The sequence below is a fragment of the Streptomyces sp. NPDC001514 genome (assembly GCF_053597075.1).
Genome location: NZ_JBSFHO010000013.1, coordinates 47,700 through 74,063 on the forward strand (window position 1 = coordinate 47,700; position 26,364 = coordinate 74,063).

Annotated in this window: 25 protein-coding genes; 24 read left to right on the forward strand and 1 reads right to left on the reverse strand. The window is 70.8% G+C overall.

Translation table 11 applies throughout. From position 1 onward, the window contains the following. Nucleotides 1-13 precede the first annotated feature (13 nt). The 18 genes from ACWCXB_RS16040 to nusB all read left to right on the forward strand — a co-directional run bounded on the left by ACWCXB_RS16040 (nucleotide 14) and on the right by nusB (nucleotide 17,231). Nucleotides 14-661 (forward strand): vitamin K epoxide reductase family protein, encoded by a 648-nt coding sequence (locus ACWCXB_RS16040; protein WP_450723185.1) that lies wholly within the window; start codon nucleotides 14-16, stop codon nucleotides 659-661. Nucleotides 662-725: 64 nt separating this feature from the next. Then, on the forward strand, nucleotides 726-2,093 hold the full coding sequence (locus ACWCXB_RS16045) for a replication-associated recombination protein A (RefSeq protein ID WP_450723187.1): 1,368 nt from the start codon (nucleotides 726-728) through the stop codon (nucleotides 2,091-2,093). Nucleotides 2,094-2,463: 370 nt separating this feature from the next. Next, nucleotides 2,464-3,078: a 30S ribosomal protein S4 gene (rpsD, locus tag ACWCXB_RS16050; protein WP_450723188.1), complete on the forward strand. Its 615-nt coding sequence runs from the start codon at nucleotides 2,464-2,466 to the stop codon at nucleotides 3,076-3,078. A 391-nt stretch (nucleotides 3,079-3,469) separates the two neighbouring features. Then, nucleotides 3,470-3,904: a DUF948 domain-containing protein gene (locus ACWCXB_RS16055; protein WP_450723190.1), complete on the forward strand. Its 435-nt coding sequence runs from the start codon at nucleotides 3,470-3,472 to the stop codon at nucleotides 3,902-3,904. A 6-nt stretch (nucleotides 3,905-3,910) separates the two neighbouring features. Continuing rightward, entirely contained in the window at nucleotides 3,911-4,270 is a 360-nt protein-coding gene (locus tag ACWCXB_RS16060; RefSeq protein WP_450723192.1) for a DUF6167 family protein, read from the forward strand. Next, nucleotides 4,270-6,939 (forward strand): alanine--tRNA ligase, encoded by a 2,670-nt coding sequence (gene alaS / locus ACWCXB_RS16065; protein ID WP_450723194.1) that lies wholly within the window; start codon nucleotides 4,270-4,272, stop codon nucleotides 6,937-6,939. The genes ACWCXB_RS16060 and alaS overlap by 1 nt, the downstream gene beginning before the upstream one ends. A 5-nt stretch (nucleotides 6,940-6,944) precedes the next feature. Then, a complete protein-coding gene (gene ruvX, locus ACWCXB_RS16070; RefSeq protein WP_450723196.1) occupies nucleotides 6,945-7,409 on the forward strand; it encodes a Holliday junction resolvase RuvX in 465 nt (154 codons plus the stop codon). Nucleotides 7,410-7,510: 101 nt separating this feature from the next. Beyond that, nucleotides 7,511-9,277, forward strand: coding sequence for an endolytic transglycosylase MltG (gene mltG / locus ACWCXB_RS16075; RefSeq protein ID WP_450723198.1), 1,767 nt, complete (start codon nucleotides 7,511-7,513; stop codon nucleotides 9,275-9,277). Then, a complete protein-coding gene (locus ACWCXB_RS16080) occupies nucleotides 9,255-10,097 on the forward strand; it encodes a shikimate dehydrogenase (RefSeq protein ID WP_450723200.1) in 843 nt (280 codons plus the stop codon). Before mltG ends, ACWCXB_RS16080 begins: the two co-directional genes overlap by 23 nt. After that, entirely contained in the window at nucleotides 10,094-10,312 is a 219-nt protein-coding gene (locus ACWCXB_RS16085; RefSeq protein ID WP_450723202.1) for a hypothetical protein, read from the forward strand. Before ACWCXB_RS16080 ends, ACWCXB_RS16085 begins: the two co-directional genes overlap by 4 nt. Before the next feature lie 112 nt (nucleotides 10,313-10,424). After that, complete coding sequence (aroC, locus tag ACWCXB_RS16090; protein WP_450723204.1) at nucleotides 10,425-11,609, forward strand: chorismate synthase; 1,185 nt, start codon at nucleotides 10,425-10,427, stop codon at nucleotides 11,607-11,609. Between the two features lie 47 nt (nucleotides 11,610-11,656). Next, complete coding sequence (locus ACWCXB_RS16095) at nucleotides 11,657-12,139, forward strand: shikimate kinase (RefSeq protein WP_450723393.1); 483 nt, start codon at nucleotides 11,657-11,659, stop codon at nucleotides 12,137-12,139. After that, nucleotides 12,136-13,230 carry a 3-dehydroquinate synthase gene (gene aroB / locus ACWCXB_RS16100; RefSeq protein ID WP_450723206.1) on the forward strand — a complete coding sequence of 365 codons (1,095 nt, stop codon included), beginning with the start codon at nucleotides 12,136-12,138 and terminating at the stop codon, nucleotides 13,228-13,230. Before ACWCXB_RS16095 ends, aroB begins: the two co-directional genes overlap by 4 nt. Beyond that, nucleotides 13,227-13,667: a type II 3-dehydroquinate dehydratase gene (gene aroQ / locus ACWCXB_RS16105; protein WP_450723208.1), complete on the forward strand. Its 441-nt coding sequence runs from the start codon at nucleotides 13,227-13,229 to the stop codon at nucleotides 13,665-13,667. The genes aroB and aroQ overlap by 4 nt, the downstream gene beginning before the upstream one ends. 139 nt (nucleotides 13,668-13,806) lie before the next feature. Then, entirely contained in the window at nucleotides 13,807-14,649 is an 843-nt protein-coding gene (locus ACWCXB_RS16110; protein WP_450723210.1) for a Pro-rich N-terminal domain-containing protein, read from the forward strand. A 394-nt stretch (nucleotides 14,650-15,043) separates the two neighbouring features. Further along, the gene (locus ACWCXB_RS16115; protein ID WP_450723212.1) at nucleotides 15,044-16,159 is read left to right on the forward strand and encodes an aminopeptidase P family protein; all 1,116 of its coding nucleotides are present in this window, start codon (nucleotides 15,044-15,046) and stop codon (nucleotides 16,157-16,159) included. 65 nt (nucleotides 16,160-16,224) lie between these two features. Continuing rightward, the gene (efp, locus tag ACWCXB_RS16120; protein WP_450723214.1) at nucleotides 16,225-16,791 is read left to right on the forward strand and encodes an elongation factor P; all 567 of its coding nucleotides are present in this window, start codon (nucleotides 16,225-16,227) and stop codon (nucleotides 16,789-16,791) included. Between the two features lie 2 nt (nucleotides 16,792-16,793). Then, the gene (gene nusB / locus ACWCXB_RS16125) at nucleotides 16,794-17,231 is read left to right on the forward strand and encodes a transcription antitermination factor NusB (RefSeq protein ID WP_450723216.1); all 438 of its coding nucleotides are present in this window, start codon (nucleotides 16,794-16,796) and stop codon (nucleotides 17,229-17,231) included. A 315-nt stretch (nucleotides 17,232-17,546) separates the two neighbouring features. Here the strand turns inward: nusB and bldD are convergent, their stop codons facing one another. Then, entirely contained in the window at nucleotides 17,547-18,047 is a 501-nt protein-coding gene (gene bldD, locus ACWCXB_RS16130; RefSeq protein WP_017945577.1) for a transcriptional regulator BldD, read from the reverse strand. Nucleotides 18,048-18,266: 219 nt separating this feature from the next. Here bldD and pyrR point away from each other — a divergent pair, with 219 nt between their 5' ends. From pyrR to carB, 6 genes are all read left to right on the forward strand, one after another. Then, a complete protein-coding gene (gene pyrR / locus ACWCXB_RS16135) occupies nucleotides 18,267-18,842 on the forward strand; it encodes a bifunctional pyr operon transcriptional regulator/uracil phosphoribosyltransferase PyrR (protein ID WP_450723217.1) in 576 nt (191 codons plus the stop codon). A 165-nt stretch (nucleotides 18,843-19,007) separates the two neighbouring features. Next, the gene (locus ACWCXB_RS16140; RefSeq protein WP_450723219.1) at nucleotides 19,008-20,015 is read left to right on the forward strand and encodes an aspartate carbamoyltransferase catalytic subunit; all 1,008 of its coding nucleotides are present in this window, start codon (nucleotides 19,008-19,010) and stop codon (nucleotides 20,013-20,015) included. A gap of 3 nt (nucleotides 20,016-20,018) precedes the next feature. After that, nucleotides 20,019-21,314 (forward strand): dihydroorotase, encoded by a 1,296-nt coding sequence (locus tag ACWCXB_RS16145; protein WP_450723221.1) that lies wholly within the window; start codon nucleotides 20,019-20,021, stop codon nucleotides 21,312-21,314. After that, complete coding sequence (locus tag ACWCXB_RS16150; RefSeq protein ID WP_450723223.1) at nucleotides 21,311-21,901, forward strand: PH-like domain-containing protein; 591 nt, start codon at nucleotides 21,311-21,313, stop codon at nucleotides 21,899-21,901. Before ACWCXB_RS16145 ends, ACWCXB_RS16150 begins: the two co-directional genes overlap by 4 nt. After that, nucleotides 21,898-23,037, forward strand: coding sequence for a glutamine-hydrolyzing carbamoyl-phosphate synthase small subunit (carA, locus tag ACWCXB_RS16155; protein WP_450723225.1), 1,140 nt, complete (start codon nucleotides 21,898-21,900; stop codon nucleotides 23,035-23,037). The genes ACWCXB_RS16150 and carA overlap by 4 nt, the downstream gene beginning before the upstream one ends. Then, nucleotides 23,030-26,338 (forward strand): carbamoyl-phosphate synthase large subunit, encoded by a 3,309-nt coding sequence (carB, locus tag ACWCXB_RS16160; RefSeq protein WP_450723227.1) that lies wholly within the window; start codon nucleotides 23,030-23,032, stop codon nucleotides 26,336-26,338. Before carA ends, carB begins: the two co-directional genes overlap by 8 nt. Nucleotides 26,339-26,364 lie beyond the last annotated feature (26 nt).

Below are 26,364 nucleotides of genomic sequence, written 5' to 3' on the forward strand. Positions count from 1 at the left end.
ATGGAACAGCGATATGACGACTGCAGCGGTTGACGGCGTGTCCTCCGGCGAGGAATCGGAGGGCGTGCGGGGCGCGGTCGGAGGCAGCCGTGCCTTTGCCTGGCTGCTCGTGATCACCGGCGCGGCCGGCCTGCTGGCCGCCTGGGTCATCACGATCGACAAGTTCAAGATCCTCGAGGCCAAGATCGCGGGGGAGACCTTCACCCCCGGCTGCAGCCTCAACCCGATCGTCTCCTGCGGCAGCGTCATGGAGAGCGACCAGGCGTCGGCCTTCGGCTTCCCCAACCCGATGCTCGGGCTCGTCGCCTACGGCATCGTGATCTGCGTCGGCATGAGCCTGCTCGCCGGCGCCCGCTTCCGCCGCTGGTACTGGCTGACCTTCAACGCGGGCACGCTCTTCGGCGTCGGATTCTGCACCTGGCTCCAGTACCAGTCGCTGTACAACATCAACGCCCTGTGCCTGTGGTGCTGCCTGGCCTGGGTCGCGACGATCTTCATGTTCTGGTACGTGACCTCGCACAACATCCGCAAGGGCCTCCTGCCGGCCCCCGCCTGGGCGAAGGACTTCCTCTCCGAGTTCACCTGGGTCCTGCCGGTGCTGCACACCGGAGTCATCGGGATGCTGATCCTGACCCGCTGGTGGGACTTCTGGACCGGCTGACGGTCCCCGGCCGGCCGACGGGCCCGGGCCGGGTTGTCAGTGCCCTCACTTAGGCTTCATCCCTGTGGAGCCCGATCTCTTTACCGCTGCTGCCGAGGAACGCCAGGAGAAGGACCCGTCCGCGAGTCCCCTGGCCGTCAGGATGCGTCCGCGCACTCTGGACGAGGTCGTCGGCCAGCAGCATCTGCTGAAGCCGGGTTCGCCGCTGCGGCGTCTTGTGGGCGAGGGCGGCGGCGGACCGGCGGGCGCCTCCTCGGTCATCCTGTGGGGCCCGCCCGGCACGGGCAAGACGACCTTGGCGTATGTGGTCTCCAAGGCGACCAACAAGCGGTTCGTGGAGCTCTCCGCGATCACCGCGGGTGTCAAGGAGGTCCGGGCGGTCATCGACGGAGCCCGCCGCGCGGCCGGCGGCTTCGGCAAGGAGACCGTCCTCTTCCTCGACGAGATCCACCGCTTCAGCAAGGCCCAGCAGGACTCCCTGCTGCCGGCCGTCGAGAACCGCTGGGTGACGCTCATCGCGGCCACGACCGAGAATCCGTACTTCTCGGTGATCTCCCCGCTGCTCTCCCGCTCCCTGCTGCTGACGCTGGAGCCGCTCACCGACGACGATCTGCGTGGCCTGCTGCGGCGGGCGCTGCCCGCGGAGCGCGGCCTCGGCGGCGCGGTGACGCTGCCCGAGGACGCCGAGGCGCATCTGCTGCGCATCGCCGGGGGTGACGCCCGACGGGCGCTGACCGCCCTCGAAGCCGCCGCGGGCGCCGCCCTGGCCAAGAGGGAGCAGGAGATCTCCCTGCAGACCGTGGAGGAGACCGTCGACCGGGCCGCGGTGAAGTACGACCGCGACGGCGACCAGCACTACGACGTGGCGAGCGCACTCATCAAGTCCATCCGGGGTTCCGACGTGGACGCCGCGCTGCACTACCTGGCGCGGATGATCGAGGCGGGGGAGGACCCCCGGTTCATCGCGCGGCGCCTGATGATCTCGGCCAGCGAGGACATCGGTCTCGCCGATCCGACCGCTCTGCCCACGGCCGTCGCCGCCGCCCAGGCCGTCGCCATGATCGGCTTCCCCGAGGCCGCGCTGACCCTCAGCCACGCCACCATCGCCCTGGCCCTCGCCCCCAAGTCGAATGCGGCGACCACCGCGATAGGCGCGGCGCTGGCCGACGTGCGCGGCGGGCTGGCCGGCCCGGTCCCGTCCCATCTGCGTGACGGCCACTACAAGGGCGCGGCCAAGCTCGGCCACGCGCAGGGGTACGTGTATCCGCACGACGTCCCCGGCGCCATCGCACCGCAGCAGTACGCACCGGACGCGGTCCACGGCAAGCGCTACTACGAACCGACGAGGTACGGAGCGGAGGCGCGGTACGCGGACGTGGTGGAGAAGGTCCGGGAGCGCCTGCGCGGTGAGGGCGCGGCCGAAGGCCGCTGATCAACGGCGCCGGGTGCTCCCGCGTACGTAGCACCTCGTACGACCTGTAGACTGGCCCGCAGCGCTGCGTCCCGTGTCCGGTTTCGACCGGCACCACCAGAACGGGACATCCAGCCGGAGTCCCCATGCCTTTCGAGCCGGAGACTCCAGGAGCGTCGCGCACCGTCGAAGGTGTCGCGGGCAGCCCACCACCCCTGCCAAGGCGGTCGGTGGGCCACTCGCGTGCTGCACGTATGTGCCCAGACCAGGGGAGCGGCTGCCTACCGAGTCTGCCATTCCACGGCAGGACCCGATGGGTTTCCCCGGCTGCGGATGCGACCTCCCTTAACCCTGGTGAAGCCGATTTCACAGAGACAAGAGAGGTTGGTTCATGCCGAACCAGTCCCGCCCCAAGGTCAAGAAGTCCCGTGCCCTTGGTATCGCGCTGACGCCGAAGGCCGTCAAGTACTTCGAGGCTCGCCCCTACCCGCCGGGTGAGCACGGCCGTGGCCGCAAGCAGACCTCGGACTACAAGGTCCGTCTGCTCGAGAAGCAGCGCCTTCGTGCGCAGTACGACGTGTCCGAGCGTCAGCTGGTCCGCGCCTACGAGCGCGCCAGCAAGGTCCAGGGCAAGACCGGTGAGGCGCTGATCATCGAGCTCGAGCGCCGTCTCGACGCCCTGGTGCTCCGCTCCGGTATCGCCCGCACGATCTACCAGGCCCGTCAGATGGTCGTCCACGGCCACATCGAGGTGAACGGCAGCAAGGTCGACAAGCCTTCCTTCCGTGTCCGCCCGGACGACGTCGTCACGGTCCGCGAGCGCTCCCGCGAGAAGCACCCCTTCCAGGTCGCCCGCGAGGGTGGCTACGCGCCCGACGGTGAGACCCCGCGCTACCTGCAGGTCAACCTCAAGGCGCTCGCCTTCCGCCTGGACCGGGAGCCGAACCGCAAGGAGATCCCGGTGATCTGCGACGAGCAGCTCGTCGTCGAGTACTACGCCCGTTGATCCAGCGGTCGTAGCACCACCGGCCTCACGCGCCCGAGCCCGTCGCTTCCCCGCCCTACGGCGGGGGAGCGGCGGGCTTCCGCGTTCCCGCAACCGGCCGCGCGCCCAGGCCCTGTCCGGCCGATCTTGCCGGGCTCGCTGTTCGAACCCGTCGCGCGCGAGCGGGAGTTGGCCGTCGGCGAGACTGCCGACCACGAATTGCCCGGAACCGCCGCGGGATTGCTGCATGACATGGGGCCACGGAGCGTGCTCGGACGTGAGCGCTGCGTACAATCGGCCTGCGTAACTCCCCTCCTGGAGGCCGCCGATCCGGTACGGGGTGCGACCTTCGGCGCGATAGGGTCGGAGGACGACTTTCGAAGGCCCGACGACGAGCAGAGAGCGGTGCAGCGTGACCGGTGGAGAGGTTGCCGGGATCCTGGTGGCCGTCTTCTGGGCGATCCTGGTCTCCTTCCTCGCCGTGGTGCTGGTGAGGCTGGCCCAGACGCTCAGGGCGACCACCAAGCTGGTGGCGGACGTGACGGAGCAGGCCGTGCCGCTCCTGGCGGACGCCTCCCAGGCCGTACGCTCCGCACAGACCCAGCTCGACCGGGTCGACGCCATCGCCTCCGACGTCCAGGAGGTCACCTCCAACGCGTCGGCGCTCTCCACGACCGTCGCCTCGACCTTCGGCGGGCCGCTCGTCAAGGTCGCGGCGTTCGGCTACGGCGTACGCCGGGCGATGAGCCGCAGCAAGACCGACGAGGCGCCGCCCGAGCGGGTCCGGCGCACGGTCATCGTCGGCCGCACCGTGCCGGCCGCGAGGCGCCGGAAGCAGAAGGGCTAGACCGCGATGTTCCGTCGTGCGTTCTGGTTCACCGCAGGCGCCGCCGCCGGTGTGTGGGCCACCACCAAGGTCAACCGCAAGCTCAGGCAGCTGACCCCCGAGAGCCTGGCCGCCCAGGCCGCCAACAAGGCGATCGAGACCGGGCACCGCCTCAAGGACTTCGCCCTCGATGTCCGGGCCGGGATGGTCCAGCGAGAGGCCGAGCTCGGCGAGGCACTCGGCATCGAGGCAACCGCACACCACGGGCTGCCCCCGCAGCGGGGCCTGACCGCCCTCGAAAGCCGACGCGAAAACCAGAAGCAGGACGAGAAGCACTACGGGATGCTTGACAAGAAGCACTCGTACAACCGGAATGAGGACCACTGATGGAGTCGGCTGAAATCCGCCGCCGCTGGCTGAGCTTCTTCGAGGAGCGCGGGCACACCGTCGTGCCTTCGGCGTCGCTCATCGCGGACGACCCGACTCTGCTGCTGGTCAACGCGGGCATGGTTCCCTTCAAGCCGTACTTCCTCGGCGAGGTCAAGCCGCCCGCTCCGCGCGCCACCAGCGTGCAGAAGTGTGTGCGTACGCCCGACATCGAAGAGGTCGGCAAGACCACCCGCCACGGCACGTTCTTCCAGATGTGCGGCAACTTCTCCTTCGGCGACTACTTCAAGGAAGGCGCCATCAAGCTCGCCTGGGAGCTGCTCACCGCCCCGGTGGCGGACGGCGGCTACGGGCTGGAGCCGGAGAAGCTCTGGATCACCGTCTACCTCGACGACGACGAGGCCGAGCGCATCTGGCGCGAGGTCATCGGCGTCCCCGCCGAGCGCATCCAGCGCCTCGGCAAGAAGGACAACTTCTGGTCCATGGGCGTCCCCGGCCCCTGCGGCCCCTGCTCGGAGATCAACTACGACCGCGGCCCCGAGTTCGGCCCCGAGGGCGGCCCCGCCGTCAACGACGAGCGCTACGTGGAGATCTGGAACCTGGTCTTCATGCAGTACGAGCGCGGCGAGGGCTCCGGCAAGGAGGACTTCGAGATCCTCGGCGACCTGCCGAGCAAGAACATCGACACCGGTCTCGGCCTCGAGCGCCTCGCCATGATCCTGCAGGGCGTGCAGAACATGTACGAGACCGACACCCTGCGCGTCGTCATGGACAAGGCCACCGAGCTCACCGGCGTGCGCTACGGCGCCGACCACGCCTCGGACGTCTCGATGCGCGTGGTCGCCGACCACATCCGGACGTCCGTGATGCTCATCGGCGACGGCGTCACCCCCGGCAACGAGGGCCGCGGCTACGTCCTGCGCCGCATCATGCGCCGGGCCATCCGCAACATGCGGCTGCTCGGCGCCACGGAGCCGGTCGTCGGTGCGCTCATCGACGTGGTCATCAAGACCATGGGCCAGCAGTACCCGGAGCTGGAGACCGACCGCAAGCGCATCGAGACGGTCGCCCTCGCCGAGGAGGCCCGCTTCCTCAAGACGCTGAACGCCGGTACGAACGTGCTGGACGGTGCCGTCACCGAGGCCAGGAGCGCCGGCTCCAAGGTGCTCTCCGGTGACAAGGCCTTCCTGCTCCACGACACCTGGGGCTTCCCCATCGACCTCACCCTCGAGATGGCCGCCGAGCAGGGCCTGACCGTGGACGAGGACGGCTTCCGCCGCCTGATGAAGGAGCAGCGGGAGCGCGCCAAGGCCGACGCCAAGGCCAAGAAGACCGGCCACGCCGACCTGTCCGCCTACCGCGAGGTCGCCGACACCGCCGGCTCCACCGAGTTCACGGGCTACGCCAACAACGAGGGCGAGTCGACCATCGTCGGCCTGCTCGTCGACGGCGTCCCGTCGCCCGCCGCCTCCGAGGGCGACGAGGTCGAGGTCGTCCTCGACCGCACCCCGTTCTACGCCGAGGGCGGCGGCCAGCTTGCCGACCAGGGCCGGATCAAGCTCGACACCGGCGCCGTCATCGAGATCCGCGACGTGCAGCAGCCCGTACCCGGCGTCTCCGTGCACAAGGGCTCGGTGCAGGTCGGCGAGGTGACCGTGGGCGCCTCCGCCTACGCCGCCATCGACGTCAGGCGCCGCCGTGCCATCGCCCGCGCCCACAGTGCCACGCACCTCACGCACCAGGCGCTGCGCGACGCCCTCGGCCCGACGGCCGCCCAGGCCGGTTCCGAGAACTCGCCCGGCCGCTTCCGCTTCGACTTCGGCTCGCCGTCCGCCGTCCCCGGCACGGTCCTCACCGACGTCGAGCAGAAGATCAACGAGGTGCTCGCCCGTGAGCTCGACGTCCAGGCCGAGATCATGAGCATCGACGAGGCCAAGAAGCAGGGCGCCATCGCCGAGTTCGGCGAGAAGTACGGCGAGCGGGTCCGTGTCGTCACCATCGGCGACTTCTCCAAGGAGCTCTGCGGCGGTACGCACGTGCACAACACCGCCCAGCTGGGTCTGGTGAAGCTGCTCGGCGAGTCGTCGATCGGCTCGGGCGTGCGCCGTATCGAGGCCCTCGTCGGCGTCGACGCGTACAACTTCCTGGCCAGGGAGCACACGGTCGTCGCCCAGCTCCAGGAGCTGGTCAAGGGTCGCCCCGAGGAACTGCCGGAGAAGATCGCCACCGTGCTCGGCAAGCTCAAGGACGCCGAGAAGGAGATCGAGAAGTTCCGCGCGGAGAAGGTCCTCCAGGCCGCCGCCGGGCTCGTCGAGTCCGCCAAGGACGTCCGGGGCACGGCCCTGGTCACCGGCCAGGTCCCGGACGGCACGTCCGCCGACGACCTGCGCAAGCTGGTCCTCGACGTCCGCGGCCGCATCCCGGGCGACCGCCCGGCCGTTGTGGCGCTTTTCACCACGGCGGGCGGCCGCCCGCTGACCGTCATCGCCACCAACGAGGCCGCCCGTGAGCGCGGCCTCAAGGCCGGCGAGCTGGTGCGTACGGCCGCCAAGACCCTCGGCGGCGGCGGTGGCGGCAAGCCGGACGTCGCCCAGGGTGGCGGTCAGAACCCGGCCGCGATCGGCGACGCCATCGACGCCGTCGAGCGCCTGGTCGCCGAGACGGCCTGATCGCGATGCGAAGAGGACGTCGTCTCTCGATCGACGTCGGGGACGCCCGGATCGGGGTCGCCTCGTGCGACCCCGACGGGGTCCTCGCCACCCCGGTGGAGACCGTGCCGGGACGTGACGTCCCGGCCGCCCACCGACGGCTGCGACAGCTCGTCGAGGAGTACGAACCGCTCGAGGTCGTCGTCGGCCTGCCCCGCTCGCTCAGCGGTGGCGAGGGCCCGGCGGCGGTCAAGGTGCGGGCCTTCGCCCAGGAGCTGGCACGCGGCATCGCCCCGGTGCCGGTGCGGCTCGTGGACGAGAGGATGACCACAGTGACGGCTGGTCAGGGGCTCCGGGCGTCGGGCGTGAAGTCCAAGAAGGGCCGGTCCGTCATCGATCAGGCGGCCGCTGTGATCATCCTTCAGAATGCTCTTGAGACCGAACGGGTATCGGGTAATCCGCCCGGCGAGAGCGTCGAAGTGGTCATCTGATCGCGATACGGTAACGTTCCGCGCGATGCGGCGGCGTTCGAACAGCTGCCGCACGACGTAGAGGCGGACCGTCCGGTCCCCTCGCGGCTGTTTGGGGATCGATGACTGATTATGGCCGGGGCTCCGGCTCCGAACCGTGGCATCCCGAGGACCCGTTGTACGGGGACCAGGGATGGAGAGGTCAGCAGGGCCCGGGCGGCCATGCCGAGCCGTACGGTGCCCAGCAGCCGCAGCCCCAGCAGCCCCAGCAGCCGTATCCCGGTCAGCAGCCGCAGCCGCACCAGCCGCAGCAGTACGGCGGCGGGTACCAGGACCCGTACCAGGACCCCTACCAGCAGCCGTACGGTGACCAGAACCAGCAGTACGGCGGCGGCACCCAGGGCTACGCCGGCCCGCAGCAGTACGGCCACGGCCAGCAGCAGCCCTACGGCGGCCCCCAGCAGTACAGCGGCCCCCAGCAGTACGGCGACCAGCAGTACGGCGCCGGGGGCTGGGACACCGGGCAGCATGCCGCGATGCCGTACGAGCCCGTGCAGGGCGCGCCCTACGGCCAGGCCCCCGACCCCTACAGCACTCCCGAGGCGTACCCGCCGCCCCAGCCGCCCGGCCGCCGCAGGGCACCGGCCAGGGAGCCCGAGGCCGCGTGGGAGACGGAGCAGGAGGAGGAGACCCACCCCTTCTTCACCGGTGAGGACGGCCCGGACGACGACTCCGACTACGACGACGAACCGGGTGGATCCCGCCGCGGCGGGGGCCGTGACGGCCGCGGTTCGTCCAAGAAGCAGAAGAAGGGCCGCAACGGCTTCGCCTGCCTCGTCGTCGCCGTGGTCCTGGTGGGCGGTGTCGGCGGCCTCGGCTATGTCGGTTACCAGTTCTGGCAGGACCGTTTCGGCGCGGCGCCCGACTTCACGGGTGAGGGCAGTGGCAGTGTCCAGGTCGAGATCCCGCAGGGCGCGACCGGCGCCACCATCGGCAACGCCCTCAAGGCGGCGGGTGTCGTGAAGAGCGTCGACGCCTTTGTCGCCGCCCAGGAGAAGAACCCCGACGGGAAGAAGATCCAGGCGGGCGTCTACATCCTCAAAAAGGGAATGTCGGCGGCGAATGCCGTCGAGGCCATGCTCAATCCCGCGAGCCGCAATTCCCTGATCATTCCCGAAGGCAAGCGGAATGCCTGGGTCTACGAGCAGATCGACACCCGGCTCCAACTCGACGAGGGCACGACCGCGAAGGTCGCGAAGGAAAAGGCGAAGAGTCTCGGCCTGCCCGACTGGGCGACCGGCCACCCGGACGTCAAGGACCCGCTGGAAGGTTTCCTCTTCCCGGCCGCCTACCCGGTCGCCAAGGGCACCAAGCCCGAGGACGTCCTCAAGAAGATGGTCGCCCGGGCGAACCAGGAGTACAACAAGACCGATCTCGACGCGCAGGCCAAGAAGCTCGGTCTCGAAGGGCCTTGGCAGCTGATCACGGTCGCGAGCCTGGTGCAGGCGGAGGGCAAGTCGAAGGACGACTTCCGCAAGATGGCCGAAGTCGTCTACAACCGACTCAAGCCCACCAACACGGAGACGAACCAGCTGCTCCAGTTCGACTCGACCTTCAATTATCTGAAGGGCCAGAGCAAGATCGAGATCAGCGAGTCCGAGATCAACGGCAACAAGGACCCGTACAACACGTACACGCAGAAGGGCCTCACCCCCGGGCCCATCGGCAACCCGGGCCAGCTGGCCCTGCAGGCGGCCCAGACCCCGACGAAGGACGGCTGGCTCTACTTCGTCGCGACCGACGGCAAGCACAAGACGGAATTCGCCAAGACGCACGCCGAATTCCAGAGGCTGAAGGACAAGTTCAATGAACAGCAGGGCATCGACTGAGGCACGCAGGGCCGCGGTCCTCGGATCGCCCATCGCGCACTCGCTCTCCCCGGTGCTGCACCGCGCCGCATACGAGGCGCTCGGTCTCGGCCACTGGTCGTACGAGCGCTTCGAGGTGAACGAGGCGGAGCTGCCCGGCTTCATGGAGGGGCTCGACTCCTCCTGGGCCGGGCTGTCCCTGACCATGCCGCTCAAGCGGGCGATCATCCCGCTGCTCGACGGGATCAGCGACACCGCGGCCTCCGTCGAGGCCGTGAACACGGTCGTGATCACCGAGGACGGCCGCCGCACGGGCGACAACACCGACATCCCCGGCATGATCGCCGCCCTGCGCGAGCGCGGCGTGGACAAGGTGGAGTACGCCGCCGTACTCGGCGCGGGAGCGACCGCCTCCTCCGCGCTCGCCGCACTGGCGAGGATCTGCACCGGCCCGGTGACCGCGTACGTACGGACGCACACCCGCGCCGACGAGATGCGCGGCTGGGGCGAGCGGCTCGGCGTCGAGGTGCACACCGCCGACTGGGCGGAGGCGGCGCACGCCTTCGACGCCCCGCTCGTCGTCGCCACCACCCCCGCCGGAGCGACGGACGCCCTCGTGCCGTACGTACCGGAGCGGCCGGGCACGCTCTTCGACGTGCTGTACGACCCCTGGCCCACCCCGCTCGCCGCTGCCTGGGCCGAGGAGGGCGGAGCCGTCGTCGGCGGCCTCGACCTGCTGGTCCACCAGGCCGTGCTGCAGGTGGAACTGATGACCGGCCGCACCCCCGCCCCGCTCGCCGCGATGCGGGCGGCGGGCGAGCAGGCCCTGAGCGAACGATGAGCGCGCCCACTGCCGGGCCGCAGCTCGCCGCCGACTGGGGCAAAGGCCTCCTCCACCTGGCCCTTGGGATGCTGCCCGACTGGCTGGAGCACACGATCGCCGTGCTCGGCCTGCTGGCCCTTGCGGCGGTGGGCGCCCGGTGGCTGCTGGGCGTGGTTCGCGCCGCGCGGACCGGCGGAGGCGCCGGGTCCGCCGGGGACGCGGACGTCCGATAGCTGGACCGCGATCAGGCGACCGCTCCGGACGTGGGAGGATCGGGGGTGGCGGGCCAGGGCCGCGCACCCGGTCGCGCTGTCCCAATTCCAGGCGCGAGCATGAGGAGCACCGTTGAGCAGGTTGCGCTGGCTGACCGCGGGGGAGTCGCACGGACCCGCACTGGTGGCGACGCTGGAGGGTCTTCCCGCCGGTGTCCCGGTCACCACGGAGATGGTGGCGGACCACCTCGCCCGGCGGCGCCTCGGCTATGGACGCGGTGCGCGGATGAAGTTCGAGCGTGACGAGGTCACGTTCCTGGGCGGTGTGCGCCACGGCCTCACCCTGGGCTCGCCCGTCGCGATCATGGTCGGTAACACCGAGTGGCCGAAGTGGGAGAAGGTCATGGCGGCCGACCCCGTCGACCCTGCCGAGCTCGCCGAGCTGGCGCGCAACGCCCCGCTGACCCGCCCCAGGCCCGGCCACGCCGACCTCGCCGGCATGCAGAAGTACGGCTTCGACGAGGCACGGCCCATCCTGGAGCGCGCCAGCGCCCGCGAGACCGCCGCACGCGTCGCCCTCGGCACGGTCGCCCGCTCCTACCTCAAGGAGACCGCGGGCATCGAGATCGTCTCCCACGTCGTGGAGCTGGCCGCGGCCAAGGCCCCGTACGGCGTGTACCCGACCCCGGCCGATGTCGAGAAGCTCGACGCCGACCCGGTCCGCTGCTTCGACGCCGACGCGTCGAAGGCGATGGTCGCCGAGATCGACCAGGCCCACAAGGACGGCGACACGCTCGGCGGCGTCGTCGAGGTGCTCGCGTACGGCGTACCCGTCGGCCTCGGGTCGCACGTCCACTGGGACCGCCGCCTCGATGCGCGGCTCGCCGCCGCCCTCATGGGCATCCAGGCCATCAAGGGCGTCGAGGTCGGCGACGGCTTCGAGCTCGCCCGCGTCCCCGGCTCCCAGGCCCATGACGAGATCGTCGTCACCGAAGACGGCATCAAGCGCACCTCCGGCCGCTCCGGCGGCACCGAGGGCGGACTCACCACCGGTGAACTGCTGCGCGTACGAGCCGCGATGAAGCCGATCGCGACCGTGCCGCGGGCCCTGAGGACCGTCGACGTCGCCACCGGCGAGGCCGCCGCCGCGCACCACCAGCGCTCCGACGTCTGCGCCGTGCCCGCCGCCGGCATCGTCGCAGAGGCCATGGTCGCGCTCGTCCTCGCCGACGCGGTCGCCGAGAAGTTCGGCGGCGACAGCGTCGCGGAGACCCGCCGCAATGTGCGGTCGTACCTCGAGAACCTGGCCATCCGGTGAGCGGAGCGCACGAGGCCGCCGGGCCACAGGTCGTACTGATCGGGCCGATGGGCGTCGGCAAGTCCACCGTCGGCGCCCTGCTCGCCCAGCGCCTCGGCGCCGGCTACCGGGACACTGATGCCGACATCGTCGCCGCCCAGGGCCGGGAGATCTCGGACATCTTCATCGAGGACGGCGAGCCGCACTTTCGCGAGCTGGAGCGCGCGGCGGTACGGGCCGCTCTCGCCGAGCACACGGGCGTCCTCGCCCTCGGCGGTGGAGCGATCCTCGACGAGGGCACCCGCGAACTGCTGTCCGGACTGCCCGTCGTCTATCTCTCGATGGACGTCGAGGAGGCTGTCAAGCGCACCGGCCTCGGCGTTGCCCGCCCGCTGCTCGCCGTCAACCCGCGCAGGCAGTGGCGCGAGCTGATGGAGGCTCGCCGCCATCTGTACACCGAAGTCGCCCGGGCCGTCGTGGCCACCGACGACCGCACCCCCGATGAGGTCGCGCAGGCGGTCCTCGACGCACTCGAAGTGAAGGACGCATGACCGAGCAGGCAGTCACCCGTATCGCGGTCGCCGGCACCGCGGGCACCGACCCGTACGAGGTGCTCGTCGGCCGGCAGTTGCTGGGCGAGCTCCCCGGGCTGATCGGCCCCAGGGCCAAGCGCGTCGCCGTCATCCACCCCGAAGCGCTCGCCGAGACCGGTGACGCGGTCCGCCAGGACCTCGCCGACCAGGGGTACGAGGCCGTCGCCATCCAGGTGCCGAACGCCGAGGAGGCCAAGACCGTCGAGGTCGCGGCGTACTGCTGGAAGGCGCTCGGCCAGACCGGCTTCACCCGCACCGACGTCATCGTCGGCGTCGGCGGCGGGGCGACCACCGACCTCGCCGGGTTCGTCGCGGCGACGTGGCTGCGCGGAGTGCGCTGGATCGCGGTCCCGACCACGGTCCTCGCCATGGTCGACGCGGCCGTCGGCGGCAAGACCGGCATCAACACCGCCGAGGGCAAGAACCTCGTCGGCGCCTTCCACCCGCCGGCCGGCGTGCTGTGCGACCTCGGCGCGCTGGACTCCCTCCCGGTGCACGACTACGTCAGCGGCATGGCCGAGATCATCAAGGCCGGCTTCATCGCCGACCCGGCGATCCTCGACCTCGTCGAGGCGGACCCGGAGGGCGCGCGCACCCCGTCCGGGCCGCACACCGCCGAGCTGATCGAGCGCTCCATCCGGGTCAAGGCCGAGGTCGTGTCGAGCGACCTCAAGGAGTCCGGCCTGCGCGAGATCCTCAACTACGGCCACACGCTGGCGCACGCCATCGAGAAGAACGAGCGCTACAAGTGGCGGCACGGCGCGGCCGTCTCCGTCGGCATGGTCTTCGCCGCCGAACTCGGGCGGCTCGCCGGTCGGTTGGACGATGCGACGGCCGAGCGGCACCGCACGGTCCTGGAGTCCGTCGGGCTGCCGCTGACGTACCGCGGCGACCAGTGGCCGAAGCTGCTCGAGACCATGAAGGTCGACAAGAAGTCCCGCGGCGATCTGCTGCGCTTCATCGTCCTCGACGGCCTGGCCAAGCCGACGGTGCTGGAGGGCCCGGACCCCGCGGTCCTGCTCGCCGCGTTCGGTGAGGTGTCCGCATGAGCCGTCGTGTCCTCGTCCTGAACGGGCCGAACCTCGGGCGGCTCGGCTCGCGGGAGCCCGATGTGTACGGCGCCACGTCGTACGCCGGGCTGGTGGACGCCTGCCGGTCGCTGGGCAAGGAGCTCGGCTTCGACGTCGACGTCCGCGAGACGAACGACGAGGGAGAGATGGTCCGCTGGCTCCACGAGGCGGCGGACGGTTCCGTACCGGTCGTTCTCAACCCCGGTGCGTTCACGCACTACTCGTACGCGATGCGCGACGCGGCGGCCCAGCGGACCGCGCCGCTCATCGAGGTGCACATCTCGAATCCGTACGCACGGGAGGAATTCCGCCACACTTCGGTGGTCGCGGCTGTCGCCTCCGGAACGGTCGCGGGCTTCGGGATCGGCTCGTACCGGCTGGCCCTGCGGGCGCTCGCCGAAGAACTCGACGGCTGAGCAGGCCTCGACGGGGCACTTCGTACCGGCCCCGGCCGTTCCCACTGCGGAGGCCGGGGAGGGTACCGTTCGGTACGGGCGGGTCAACTGCCGCCCGACCAGCGTGAAGTCGTAGTCGTACGAGACGGAGTGGCACCGGATGCAGCACGGAGTGGGGGGTCCGCTGCCGCCCCAGGGACCCGGGCACGGACCGGCGGCCGGGTGGGAGCACCAGGCCCAGCACCCCGTCCCGCCGCCCCCGCCGCCGCAGGGCCGCCCGCCCGCTCCCGGCTGGACCGGTCCTGCCCCGCACCACGCCGCCGTGCCACCGTCCCGTGACACCACAGGGCATGTGCCACTGCCCCCGGGCGGACCGGTTCCCCTACCCTCCGCCATGGCTTCGCCCGGGGCGACCCCCACGCCCCCCGTCGAGAGCGGCACCGGCACCGCCACGCTCGCGGTGCTCCTCATCGGCCCGGCCGGCGCGGGCAAGACGACCGTGGCCCGCCACTGGGCCGCCGGCCGCCGTGTCCCCACCGCGCACATCAGCCTCGACGACGTCCGCGAATGGGTCTGCTCCGGCTTCGCCGACCCTCAGTCCGGCTGGAACGACCAGTCCGAGGCCCAGTACCGCCTCGCCCGCCGCACCTGCGGATTCGCCGCCCGCAACTTCCTGGCCAACGGCATCTCCTGCATCCTCGACGACGCGGTCTTCCCGGACCGTCCGGTCGTCGGCCTCGGCGGGTGGAAACGCCATGTGGGCCCCGGACTGCTGCCGGTCGTCCTCCTCCCCGGCCTCGAGATCGTCCTCGAGCGGAACGCGGAGCGCAGCGGCAACCGCCGCCTCTCCGACGAGGAGGTCGCCAGCATCCACGGCCGTATGGCCGGCTGGTACGGCTCGGGCCTCCCGATCATCGACAACTCCAAGTACGACGTCGAGACCACGGCCCGGATCCTCGACGAGGTCCTTGCCCGCTCGATCGCAAGCCCGCCGGCCTGGTAGGCGGGTTCTCCGCCTCCGCTGACCCCCAACGCCGTGTGGGCGTGGCCCTCGATCGCCGGAGGGCCTACTCGTCCGCCCGGCGCCGACCACGGACCCGGCCCGTCCGGCGCCTGGGATCGGACGCCTTTCCACCCTGTCCGGCGCTTGAGGACGGACACCCCGGCCCGGCGGACGGCATCGGGCCACGCCTCGGGGCCTCGCCTGCGGCTCGGCACCCGGGGGCGGGGCCGAGCCGCGGGGTCCGGGCGCAGGCCACCCGGCATCCGGGGTTCGGGGGTAGCGCCCCGGCGAACGGGGCCGGGGCGGAGCCCCAGCAGGGGCCGGGGGCGGCGCCCCCACCCCACACGGACGCGCTCGACCGGCCGAATCGGCTCGACGCTCTTAGGCTCGTGTCATGTCCGAGGTGTTCGCAGCCCGGCGCGGGCTGCTGCGGGACCGCTTCGCGGCCGTCGGCAGCTCAGCGGCCCTGGTGTCCCGACCCGCAAACGTCCGCTATCTCGCGGGCGCTGCGCCGCCGGGTGCCGTACTGCTGCTGGGCCCCGGAGGGCCCGCCGCCGACACCCTGCTCTGCCCCAGCGCGCCCACCGGTGATCCCGCTCACGGCAGGATCGACGAACGGCTGCGCCAGACCGTGCTGCCCAACCACGGAGGCGACGCGGCCGTCGCCGCCGCCCAGGCCGCCGGGGCCGCCGGGGCCGAGTCCCTCGCCGTAGAGGAGCACCATCTCACCGTCGCCCGCCACCGCGCCCTCGGCTCGGTCGCCCCGCACCTGCGCTTCTGCGACCTCGACGGCGCCGTGGAGCAGCAGCGGATGGTCAAGGACGAGGACGAGATCGCCTGCATCCGCATCGCCGCCGAGATCACCGACCAGGCCCTCGGTGAACTGCTCGAATCCATCCTCGTCGGCCGCACCGAGCGACACCTCGCCCTGGAGCTGGAGCGCCGGCTCGTCGACCACGGGGCCGACGGCCCCGCCTTCCGCACCTCCGTCGCCACCGGCCCCAACGCCGGACTCGGCGGGCACCGCCCCTCCGACCGCCGGGTGGAGGAAGGCGATTTCCTCGCCGTCTGTCTCGGCGCGAACTACCGCGGCTACCGCTGCGAGATCGCCCGTACGTTCGTCATCGGAACCACCCCTGCCGACTGGCAGATCGAGCTGTACGACGTCGTCTTCGCCGCTCAGCGGGCCGGCCGCGAAGCCCTCGCGCCCGGCACCGAGTACCGCGAGGTCGACCGCGCCGCCCGTCAGGTGCTCGACGCCGCCGGCCACGGCGACGGCCTCGCGCCCTCGACCGGGCACGGTGTCGGGCTCGAAATCGACGAGGACCCGCAGCTGTCGCCTGCCGCCATGGGTAAACTGGACGCTTGTGTGCCGGTCACCGTCGAACCGGGGGTCCACCTCCCGGGCCGGGGCGGGGTCCGGATCGATGACACGCTCGTCGTGCGCCAGGAGGCGGACGGCGGACCCGAGCTACTCACCATCACGACCAAGGAGCTGCTCGCGCTCTAGCGCGCAGCGTGCACTTTCGCACTCCCTGGTCGTCCACCAGCGTCAGTCCAGGAGATTCCGCAACCGTGGCCACCACGAACGACCTCAAGAACGGCATGGTGCTCAAGCTCGACAACGACCAGCTCTGGTCCGTCGTCGAGTTCCAGCACGTCAAGCCCGGCAAGGGCCCGGCCTTCGTGCGCACCAAGCTCAAGAACGTGCTGTCCGGCAAGATCGTCGACAAGACGTTCAACGCCGGCGTGAAGGTCGAGACGGCCACCGTCGACCGCCGCGACATGCAGTTCTCGTACATGGACGGCGATTACTTCGTCTTCATGGACATGCAGACGTACGACCAGCTGCACGTCTCCCGCACCGCCGTCGGTGACGCCGCGAACTTCCTCATCGAGGGCTTCACCGCCACCGTGGCCACGCACGAGGGCGAGGTGCTCTACGTCGAGCTCCCGGCCGCCGTCGAGCTGGTCATCCAGGAGACCGAGCCGGGCGTCCAGGGCGACCGCTCCACCGGTGGCACCAAGCCCGCCACCCTGGAGACCGGTTACACCATTCAGGTCCCGCTCTTCATCACCACCGGTGAGAAGATCAAGGTCGACACCCGTTCCGGCGACTACCTCGGCCGGGTGAACAGCTAACCGTGGCTGCTCGCAACAAGGCCCGCAAGCGCGCCTTCCAGATCCTGTTCGAGGCCGACCAGCGCGGGGCGTCCGTGCAGACGGTCCTCGCCGACTGGATCCGGCACGCGCGGACCGACGACCGTCAGCCGCCGGTCGGTGAGTACACGATGGAGCTGGTCGAGGGGTACGCGAAGCACGCGGCCCGGATCGACGAGCTCATCGCCACCTACGCGGTCGGCTGGACGCTCGACCGGATGCCCGTCGTCGACCGCAACATCCTGCGGCTCGGCGCATACGAGCTGGTGTGGGTGGACGAGACCCCGGACGCGGTGGTGATCGACGAGGCGGTGCAGCTCGCCAAGGAGTTCTCCACGGACGACTCCCCGTCCTTCGTGAACGGCCTGCTGGGCCGCTTCAAGGACCTCAAGCCGAGCCTGCGTCGCGACGCCGGCGCCTAGGCTCGCGCCTCGGCCGCTCAGCCACGAAGGCCCGCAGCGAATGCGCTGCGGGCCTTCGGCCGTTGTCCGCGTGCCCGGTGCGCGTGGGTCGGCCTGTTGCGCCGCGCACGCCGCTGCGGGCGGGGAAGCGTGCCACCCGCGTTCGGTGGGCCCGGGCGCCCGTCCTCGAACGCCGGACGGGCTGCAGGTCCCCGGTGGCCGGGGCATGGGTTCGAGGCGCCGGACGGGTTGAAGGCGTCAGCACCCCGAAACGGCCGCGGGCCGGTGGAAGCGCTGCTTCCCCCGGCCCGGCGGCACGTTTCTGCAGGTGTGGCGTCAGCCCTCTTCGTGCGCGACTGCACGCCGTGCGTCCGCGTCCAGCACGCCCCAGCTGATCAGCTGCTCGGTCAGGACCGAGGGCGACTGGTCGTAGATGACGGCGAGCGTGCGCAGGTCGTCCTGGCGGATCGAGAGCACCTTGCCGTTGTAGTCACCGCGCTGGCTCTGGATCGTCGCCGCGTAACGCTGCAGCGGACCGGCCTTCTCGGCGGGGACATGGGCGAGGCGCTCAAGGTCGAGGACGAGCTTGGGCGGCGGCTCTGCGGCGCCGCCGGGCGTGGTGCCCGGGAGAAGCTCCTGGACCGGGACCCCGTAGAAATCGGCCAGCTCGGCAAGACGCTGCACGGTCACCGCACGGTCCCCTCGCTCGTACGACCCGACGACGACGGCCTTCCAGCGGCCCTGGGACTTCTCCTCCACCCCGTGGAGAGACAGCCCCTGCTGGGTGCGGATGGCGCGGAGCTTGGCCCCGAGCTGCTTTGCGTATTCGCTGGACATATAGCTCCCCGGACACTGTATCGACGTGCGGCTCGGCCGCGCGGCTGGTCACTCACTGTGAGGTTACGCAGCGTTACTTGGCTGCGTCAAGCCGAATGGTCCGTACGACCCTCCCGAGGGTGTGACCAGGGGCCGGGCTGAACCCTGGTAGCGTGGACGGCGCAAATCCGACGTCCTTTAAGGTCCGTCCCGTGAGGCGGAGAAGGAGGTCCGTTTCGTATGGACACACACAGCCCCGATGCGGCGCGCCCCGTTCTTGAGGCCCCCGACATCGCGCGGGTACTGACCCGCATCGCCCACGAGATCGTCGAGCGCGCGAAGGGCGCCGAGGACGTGGTGCTCCTCGGCATCCCGACACGCGGGGTCTATCTTGCCCGCAGGCTCGCCGACAAGCTCGCGGAGATCACCGGCCGCACGATCCCGGTCGGCTCCCTCGACATCACCATGTACCGCGACGACCTGCGGCTCCGTCCTGCCCGCGCGCTCGCGCGCACGGACATTCCCGCCGACGGCATCGACGGCCGTCTGGTCGTCCTCGTCGACGACGTGCTCTTCTCCGGCCGCACCATCCGCGCCGCACTCGACGCGCTGAACGACATCGGCCGCCCGCGCGCCGTCCAGCTCGCGGTCCTCGTCGACCGCGGCCACCGTGAACTGCCCATCCGCGCCGACTACGTCGGCAAGAACCTCCCCACGTCGTTGCGGGAGACGGTCAAGGTCCAGCTCGCCGAGGAGGACGGTCGCGACACCGTGCTGCTCGGTGTGCGCGAGACCGCCCCGGCCGGCGAGCAGTAGCACCCCGTACGGCCTTCCCGATGCCGCGGCACCGGCAGCCGAAGCCGAAAGCCTGAGCCGAGGCCGAGGCCGAAGCCGGACCCGAGGCCCGAAACCGAAGTCCTACGGGCCTGTGCCTGCACGCCCCCATGCCCCGCAAACCGCCACACACCGGAGCACACCCAGATGAAGCGCCACCTCATCTCGGCCGCCGACCTCACCCGCGAAGACGCCGTCCTCATCCTCGACACCGCCGAGGAGATGGCCCGGGTCGCCGACCGGCCGATCAAGAAGCTGCCCACCCTGCGCGGCCGTACCGTCGTCAACCTCTTCTTCGAGGACTCCACCCGCACCCGGATCTCCTTCGAGGCCGCCGCCAAGCGCCTCTCCGCCGACGTCATCAACTTCTCGGCCAAGGGCTCGTCCGTCTCCAAGGGCGAGTCCCTCAAGGACACCGCGCTCACCCTGGAGGCGATGGGCGCCGACGCCGTCGTCATCCGCCACCACGCCTCCGGCGCCCCCTACCGGCTCGCGAACTCCGGCTGGATCGACGGAGCCGTCGTCAACGCGGGCGACGGCACCCACGAGCACCCCACCCAGGCCCTGCTCGACGCCTTCACCATGCGCCGCCGCCTCGTCGGCCGGGACGCCGGCATAGGGCGCGACCTCGAAGGGCGCCGCATCACGATCGTCGGCGACGTCCTGCACAGCCGCGTCGCCCGGTCCAACGTCCATCTGCTCACCACGCTCGGCGCCCACGTCACCCTCGTGGCACCGCCCACCCTGGTACCGGTCGGCGTCGAGACCTGGCCGTGCGACGTCTCGTACGACCTCGACGACGTGCTGCCGAAGTCCGACGCCGTGATGATGCTGCGCGTGCAGCGCGAGCGGATGAACGCAGCCTTCTTCCCGACCGAGCGCGAGTACTCACGCCGCTACGGCCTCGACGGCGACCGGATGGCCCGGATGCCCGAGCACGCCATCGTCATGCACCCCGGACCGATGAACCGCGGCATGGAGATCACCGCCGAGGTCGCCGACTCCGACCGCTGCACCGCCGTCGAGCAGGTCGCCAACGGCGTCAGCATCCGGATGGCCGTCCTGTATCTGCTGCTGGGCGGCGCTGTGCCTGATGCAAAAGATGTGCCCGCCGTCACCAACGCCACCACCGCCCGCACCGAGGAGACGAAGTAACCGATGAGTGAGACGACGAAGATTCTGCTTCGTGGCGCGAAGGTCCTGGGCGGCGAGGCGCAGGACGTCCTGATCGAGGGCGAGACCATCGCCCAGGTCGGCACCGGCATCGCGGCCGACGGCGCCACCGTCGTCGAGGCCGAGGGCAAGATCCTGCTGCCCGGCCTGGTCGACCTGCACACCCACCTGCGCGAGCCGGGCCGCGAGGACTCCGAGACGGTCCTCACCGGCACCCGCGCGGCCGCGAGCGGCGGCTACACGGCCGTGTTCGCCATGGCCAACACCTTCCCCGTCGCCGACACCGCGGGCGTCGTCGAGCAGGTCTGGCGGCTCGGCAAGGAGCACGGCTACTGCGACGTCCAGCCCATCGGAGCCGTCACCGTCGGCCTGGAGGGCAAGAAGCTCGCCGAGCTCGGCGCCATGCACGACTCCGCCGCCGGGGTCACCGTCTTCTCCGACGACGGCAAGTGCGTCGACGACGCCGTGATCATGCGCCGGGCGCTGGAGTACGTGAAGGCCTTCGGCGGAGTCGTCGCCCAGCACGCGCAGGAGCCGCGGCTGACCGAAGGCGCCCAGATGAACGAGGGCGTCGTCTCCGCCGAACTGGGCCTCGGCGGCTGGCCCGCCGTCGCCGAGGAGTCGATCATCGCCCGCGATGTCCTCCTCGCCGAGCACGTCGGCTCCCGCGTCCACATCTGCCACCTCTCGACCGCCGGTTCCGTCGAGATCGTCCGCTGGGCCAAGTCCCGCGGCATCGACGTCACCGCCGAGGTCACCCCGCACCACCTGCTCCTCACCGACGAGCTGGTCCGCACGTACAACCCGATCTACAAGGTCAACCCGCCGCTGCGCACCCAGCGCGACGTCATGGCACTGCGCGAGGCGCTCGCCGACGGCACGATCGACATCGTCGCCACCGACCACGCGCCGCACCCGCACGAGGACAAGGACTGCGAGTGGGCCGCGGCCGCCATGGGCATGATCGGCCTGGAGACCGCCCTGTCCGTGGTGCAGCAGACGATGGTCGAGACCGGCCTGCTGACCTGGGAGGGCGTCGCCGACCGCATGTCCTTCGCACCCGCCCGTATCGGCCGGGCCGAGGGCCACGGCCGTCCCGTCTCGGCAGGTGAGCCCGCCAACCTCACCCTGCTCGATCCGGCATACCGTGGAAACGTGGACCCCGCGGGCTTCGCCTCCCGCAGCCGCAACACCCCCTACGAGGGCCGCGAGCTGCCGGGTCGCGTCACCCACACCTTCCTGCGGGGCCGGGCGACGCTCATGGACGGGAAGCTGGCGTGACACCTGCACTGATCAACCTCGCCGCCGAGGCCGCGGAGAAGCAGTCGGCGGAGGTGACCGACTGGGCCGCCCGCCTCGGCTGGGTGGCCGGGCTGCTGCTCTTCGTCGCCCTCGTCTACTGGCTGATGCGCCAGGGCTGGAAGTGGCGCGGCGAGCTCCAGTCGGGTCTTCCGGCACTGCCCACCGCGCCGGAGCACGCGGGGGAGGCGAAGCTGAAACTGAGCGGCCGCTACCACGGCTCGACGACCGCCGGACAGTGGCTCGACCGCATCGTCGCCCACGGCCTCGGCACCCGCAGCCGCGTCGAGCTGACGCTCACGGACGCCGGAATCGACGTCGTGCGCCCCGGGGCCACCGACTTCTTCATCCCGGCCGCGGCCCTGCGCGCGGCACGCCTCGACAAGGGCATCGCCGGCAAGGTCCTCGCCGAAGGCGGCCTCCTCGTCGTCACCTGGGCGCACGGCGACAAGCAGATCGACTCCGGCTTCCGCTCCGACCACGCGGCCGAGCACGCCGCCTGGCTCGAAGCCATCAACACAGTCAACTCGATGAACATCACCAATCCGACGGAAGGCGCCGCACGATGACGACCTCCACCAGGGGAACCCGCGTTCCCGCCGTACTCGTCCTGGAGGACGGCCGTACCTTCCGCGGCCGCGCCTACGGGGCCGTGGGGGTGACCTTCGGCGAGGCGGTGTTCTCCACCGGCATGACCGGCTACCAGGAGACCCTCACCGACCCGTCGTACCACCGCCAGGTCGTCGTGATGACCGCCCCGCACGTCGGCAACACCGGCGTCAACGACGAGGACCCCGAGTCCTCCCGCATCTGGGTGGCCGGTTATGTCGTCCGCGACCCCGCCCGCGTGCCCTCCAACTGGCGCGCCAAGCGCTCGCTGGACGAGGAGCTGAGCCGGCAGGGCGTCGTCGGCATCAGCGGCATCGACACCCGCGCCCTCACGCGCCATCTGCGCGAGCGCGGCGCCATGCGCGTCGGCATCTTCTCCGGCAACGCACTGCCCGACGAGGGCACGATGCTGGCCGAGGTGCGCCAGTCGCCCGAGATGAAGGGCGCGAACCTGTCCGCGGAGGTCGCCACCGAGGAGACGTACGTCGTCCCGGCCATCGGCGAGAAGAAGTTCACCGTCGCCGCCGTCGACCTCGGCATCAAGGGCATGACCCCGCACCGCATGGCCGAGCGGGGCATCGAGGTGCACGTCCTGCCCGCCACCGCCACCGCCGACGACGTCTACGCCGTCAACCCCGACGGTGTCTTCTTCTCCAACGGCCCGGGCGACCCCGCCACCGCCGACGGTCCCGTCGCCGTCATGCAGGCCGTCCTCGAGCGCAGGACTCCGCTGTTCGGCATCTGCTTCGGCAACCAGATCCTGGGGCGCGCCCTCGGCTTCGGCACGTACAAGCTCAAGTACGGCCACCGCGGCATCAACCAGCCAGTGCAGGACCGCACGACCGGCAAGGTCGAGGTCACCGCGCACAACCACGGCTTCGCCGTCGACGCCCCGCTCGACAAGGTCTCCGAGACCCCCTACGGCCGCGCCGAGGTCTCCCACGTCTGCCTCAACGACAACGTGGTGGAGGGCCTCCAGCTGCTCGACCAGCCGGCCTTCAGCGTCCAGTACCACCCTGAGGCGGCCGCGGGCCCGCACGACGCCGCGTACCTGTTCGACCGCTTCGTTTCCCTGATGGAGGGCCAGCGTGCCTAAGCGCACCGATATCCAGTCCGTCCTGGTCATCGGCTCCGGCCCGATCGTCATCGGCCAGGCCGCCGAGTTCGACTACTCCGGAACCCAGGCCTGCCGGGTCCTCAAGGCCGAGGGCCTGCGCGTCATCCTGGTCAATTCCAACCCGGCGACGATCATGACCGACCCGGAGATCGCCGACGCCACGTACGTCGAGCCGATCACGCCCGAGTTCGTCGAGAAGATCATCGCCAAGGAGCGGCCCGACGCGCTCCTGCCCACCCTCGGCGGCCAGACCGCGCTCAACACCGCCATCTCCATGCACGAACAGGGTGTGCTGGAGAAGTACGGCGTCGAGCTCATCGGCGCCAATGTCGAGGCCATCAACAAGGGCGAGGACCGCGACCTCTTCAAGGAGGTCGTCGAGGCGGTACGGGAGAAGATCGGCCACGGCGAGTCCGCCCGCTCGGTCATCTGCCACTCCATGGACGACGTCCTCAAGGGCGTCGAGACCCTCGGCGGCTACCCCGTCGTCGTCCGCCCCTCCTTCACCATGGGCGGCGCCGGCTCCGGCTTCGCGCACGACGAGGATGAGCTGCGCCGTATCGCGGGACAGGGCCTGACGCTCTCGCCGACCACCGAGGTGCTCCTGGAGGAGTCCATCCTCGGCTGGAAGGAGTACGAGCTGGAGCTGATGCGCGACAAGCACGACAACGTCGTGGTCGTCTGCTCCATCGAGAACTTCGACCCGATGGGCGTGCACACCGGTGACTCGATCACCGTCGCCCCGGCGATGACGCTGACCGACCGCGAGTACCAGCGGCTGCGCGACATCGGCATCGCGATCATCCGCGAGGTCGGAGTCGACACCGGCGGCTGCAACATCCAGTTCGCGGTCGACCCCGACGACGGCCGGATCATCGTCATCGAGATGAACCCGCGGGTGTCCCGGTCCTCCGCGCTGGCGTCGAAGGCCACCGGCTTCCCGATCGCCAAGATCGCCGCGAAGCTCGCCGTCGGCTACACGCTGGACGAGATCCCCAACGACATCACCGAGAAGACGCCGGCCTCCTTCGAGCCGACGCTCGACTACGTGGTCGTGAAGGCCCCGCGCTTCGCCTTCGAGAAGTTCCCGTCCGCCGACGCCACCCTCACCACCACCATGAAGTCGGTCGGCGAGGCCATGGCCATCGGCCGCAACTTCACCGAGGCGCTGCAGAAGGCCCTGCGCTCCCTGGAGAAGAAGGGCTCGCAGTTCGACTTCACCGGCCCGGTCGGTGACAAGGACGAGCTGCTGCGCGAATCGGTCCGCCCGACCGACGGCCGGATCAACACCGTCATGCAGGCCATCCGCGCCGGCGCCACCCCGGAGGAGGTCTTCGAAGCCACGAAGATCGACCCCTGGTTCGTGGACCAGCTCTTCCTCATCAAGGAGATCGCCGACGAGCTCGCCGCCGCCGAGCGGCTCGACCCCGAGCTGCTCGCCGACGCCAAGCGGCACGGCTTCTCCGACGCCCAGATCGCCGCGATCCGGGGCCTGCGGGAGGACGTCGTCCGTGAGGTCCGGCACGCCCTCGGCGTCCGCCCGGTCTACAAGACGGTCGACACCTGCGCCGCCGAATTCGCCGCGAACACCCCGTACTTCTACTCCTCCTACGACGAGGAGAGCGAGGTCGCGCCGCGCGAGAAGCCCGCGGTCATCATCCTGGGTTCGGGCCCGAACCGGATCGGCCAGGGCATCGAGTTCGACTACTCCTGCGTCCACGCCTCCTTCGCGCTCAGCGACGCGGGCTACGAGACCGTGATGGTCAACTGCAACCCCGAGACCGTCTCGACGGACTACGACACCTCCGACCGCCTGTACTTCGAGCCGCTCACGCTCGAGGACGTGCTGGAGATCGTCCACGCCGAGACCCTCGCGGGCCCGGTCGCCGGTGTCATCGTGCAGCTCGGCGGCCAGACCCCGCTCGGCCTGTCGCAGGCGCTCAAGGACAACGGCGTCCCCGTCGTCGGCACCTCCCCGGAGGCGATCCACGCCGCCGAGGACCGCGGCGCCTTCGGCCGCGTCCTCGCCGACGCCGGCCTCCCGGCGCCGAAGCACGGGACCGCGACCACCTTCGCCGAGGCCAAGGCCATCGCCGACGAGATCGGCTACCCCGTCCTCGTACGCCCGTCGTACGTGCTCGGCGGCCGCGGCATGGAGATCGTGTACGACGAGAGCCGCCTCCAGTCGTACATCGCCGAGTCCACCGAGATCAGCCCCGACCGGCCGGTCCTCGTCGACCGCTTCCTCGACGACGCGATCGAGATCGACGTCGACGCGCTCTACGACGGCACCGAGCTCTACCTCGGCGGCGTCATGGAGCACATCGAGGAGGCCGGTATCCACTCCGGCGACTCGGCGTGCGCCCTGCCCCCGATCACGCTCGGCGGGTTCGACATCAAGCGGCTGCGCGCCTCCACCGAGGCCATCGCGCGCGGGGTCGGGGTCCGCGGACTGATCAACATCCAGTTCGCGATGGCCGGCGACATCCTGTACGTCCTGGAGGCCAACCCGCGCGCCTCCCGCACCGTCCCCTTCACCTCCAAGGCGACGGCCGTGCCGCTCGCCAAGGCCGCCGCCCGGATCTCGCTCGGCGCCACCATCGCCGAGCTGCGCGAAGAGGGCCTGCTGCCCGCCAACGGCGACGGCGGCACCCTGCCCATGGACGCGCCGATCTCCGTCAAGGAGGCCGTGATGCCGTGGAGCCGCTTCCGCGACATCCACGGACGCGGCGTGGACACCGTTCTCGGCCCGGAGATGCGCTCCACCGGCGAGGTCATGGGCATCGACTCGGTCTTCGGCACCGCGTACGCCAAGTCGCAGGCCGGCGCCTACGGTCCGCTGCCCACCAAGGGACGCGCCTTCATCTCGGTCGCCAACCGCGACAAGCGCTCGATGATCTTCCCGGCGCGCGAGCTGGTCGCGCACGGCTTCGAGCTCCTGGCCACGTCCGGCACGGCCGAGGTCCTCAAGCGCAACGGCATCAACGCCACCGTCGTGCGCAAGCAGTCCGAGGGCGAGGGCCCGAACGGTGAGAGGACCATCGTCCAGCTCATCCACGACGGCCAGGTCGACCTCATCGTCAACACCCCGTACGGCACCGGCGGCCGCCTCGACGGCTACGACATCCGTACGGCGGCGGTGGCGCGCAGCGTCCCCTGCCTGACGACGGTCCAGGCGCTCGCCGCCGCGGTCCAGGGCATCGACGCGCTCAACCACGGCGGTGTGGGCGTCCGCTCGCTCCAGGAACACGCGGAACACCTGACCGCGGCCCGCGACTAGCAGCCCACGAGGGGGACACCGGAAAC

Coding starts and splice junctions, on each gene's coding strand:
- ACWCXB_RS16040 (WP_450723185.1), top strand. CDS start 14: ATGACGACTGCAGCGGTTGACGGCGTGTCCTCCGGCGAGGAATCGGAG.
- rpsD (WP_450723188.1), top strand. CDS start 2,464: ATGCCGAACCAGTCCCGCCCCAAGGTCAAGAAGTCCCGTGCCCTTGGT.
- ACWCXB_RS16060 (WP_450723192.1), top strand. CDS start 3,911: ATGTTCCGTCGTGCGTTCTGGTTCACCGCAGGCGCCGCCGCCGGTGTG.
- alaS (WP_450723194.1), top strand. CDS start 4,270: ATGGAGTCGGCTGAAATCCGCCGCCGCTGGCTGAGCTTCTTCGAGGAG.
- ruvX (WP_450723196.1), top strand. CDS start 6,945: ATGCGAAGAGGACGTCGTCTCTCGATCGACGTCGGGGACGCCCGGATC.
- mltG (WP_450723198.1), top strand. CDS start 7,511: ATGACTGATTATGGCCGGGGCTCCGGCTCCGAACCGTGGCATCCCGAG.
- ACWCXB_RS16080 (WP_450723200.1), top strand. CDS start 9,255: ATGAACAGCAGGGCATCGACTGAGGCACGCAGGGCCGCGGTCCTCGGA.
- ACWCXB_RS16085 (WP_450723202.1), top strand. CDS start 10,094: ATGAGCGCGCCCACTGCCGGGCCGCAGCTCGCCGCCGACTGGGGCAAA.
- ACWCXB_RS16095 (WP_450723393.1), top strand. CDS start 11,657: ATGGGCGTCGGCAAGTCCACCGTCGGCGCCCTGCTCGCCCAGCGCCTC.
- aroB (WP_450723206.1), top strand. CDS start 12,136: ATGACCGAGCAGGCAGTCACCCGTATCGCGGTCGCCGGCACCGCGGGC.
- aroQ (WP_450723208.1), top strand. CDS start 13,227: ATGAGCCGTCGTGTCCTCGTCCTGAACGGGCCGAACCTCGGGCGGCTC.
- ACWCXB_RS16110 (WP_450723210.1), top strand. CDS start 13,807: ATGCAGCACGGAGTGGGGGGTCCGCTGCCGCCCCAGGGACCCGGGCAC.
- ACWCXB_RS16115 (WP_450723212.1), top strand. CDS start 15,044: ATGTCCGAGGTGTTCGCAGCCCGGCGCGGGCTGCTGCGGGACCGCTTC.
- bldD (WP_017945577.1), bottom strand. CDS start 18,047: ATGTCCAGCGAATACGCAAAGCAGCTCGGGGCCAAGCTCCGCGCCATC.
- pyrR (WP_450723217.1), top strand. CDS start 18,267: ATGGACACACACAGCCCCGATGCGGCGCGCCCCGTTCTTGAGGCCCCC.
- ACWCXB_RS16140 (WP_450723219.1), top strand. CDS start 19,008: ATGAAGCGCCACCTCATCTCGGCCGCCGACCTCACCCGCGAAGACGCC.
- ACWCXB_RS16145 (WP_450723221.1), top strand. CDS start 20,019: ATGAGTGAGACGACGAAGATTCTGCTTCGTGGCGCGAAGGTCCTGGGC.
- carA (WP_450723225.1), top strand. CDS start 21,898: ATGACGACCTCCACCAGGGGAACCCGCGTTCCCGCCGTACTCGTCCTG.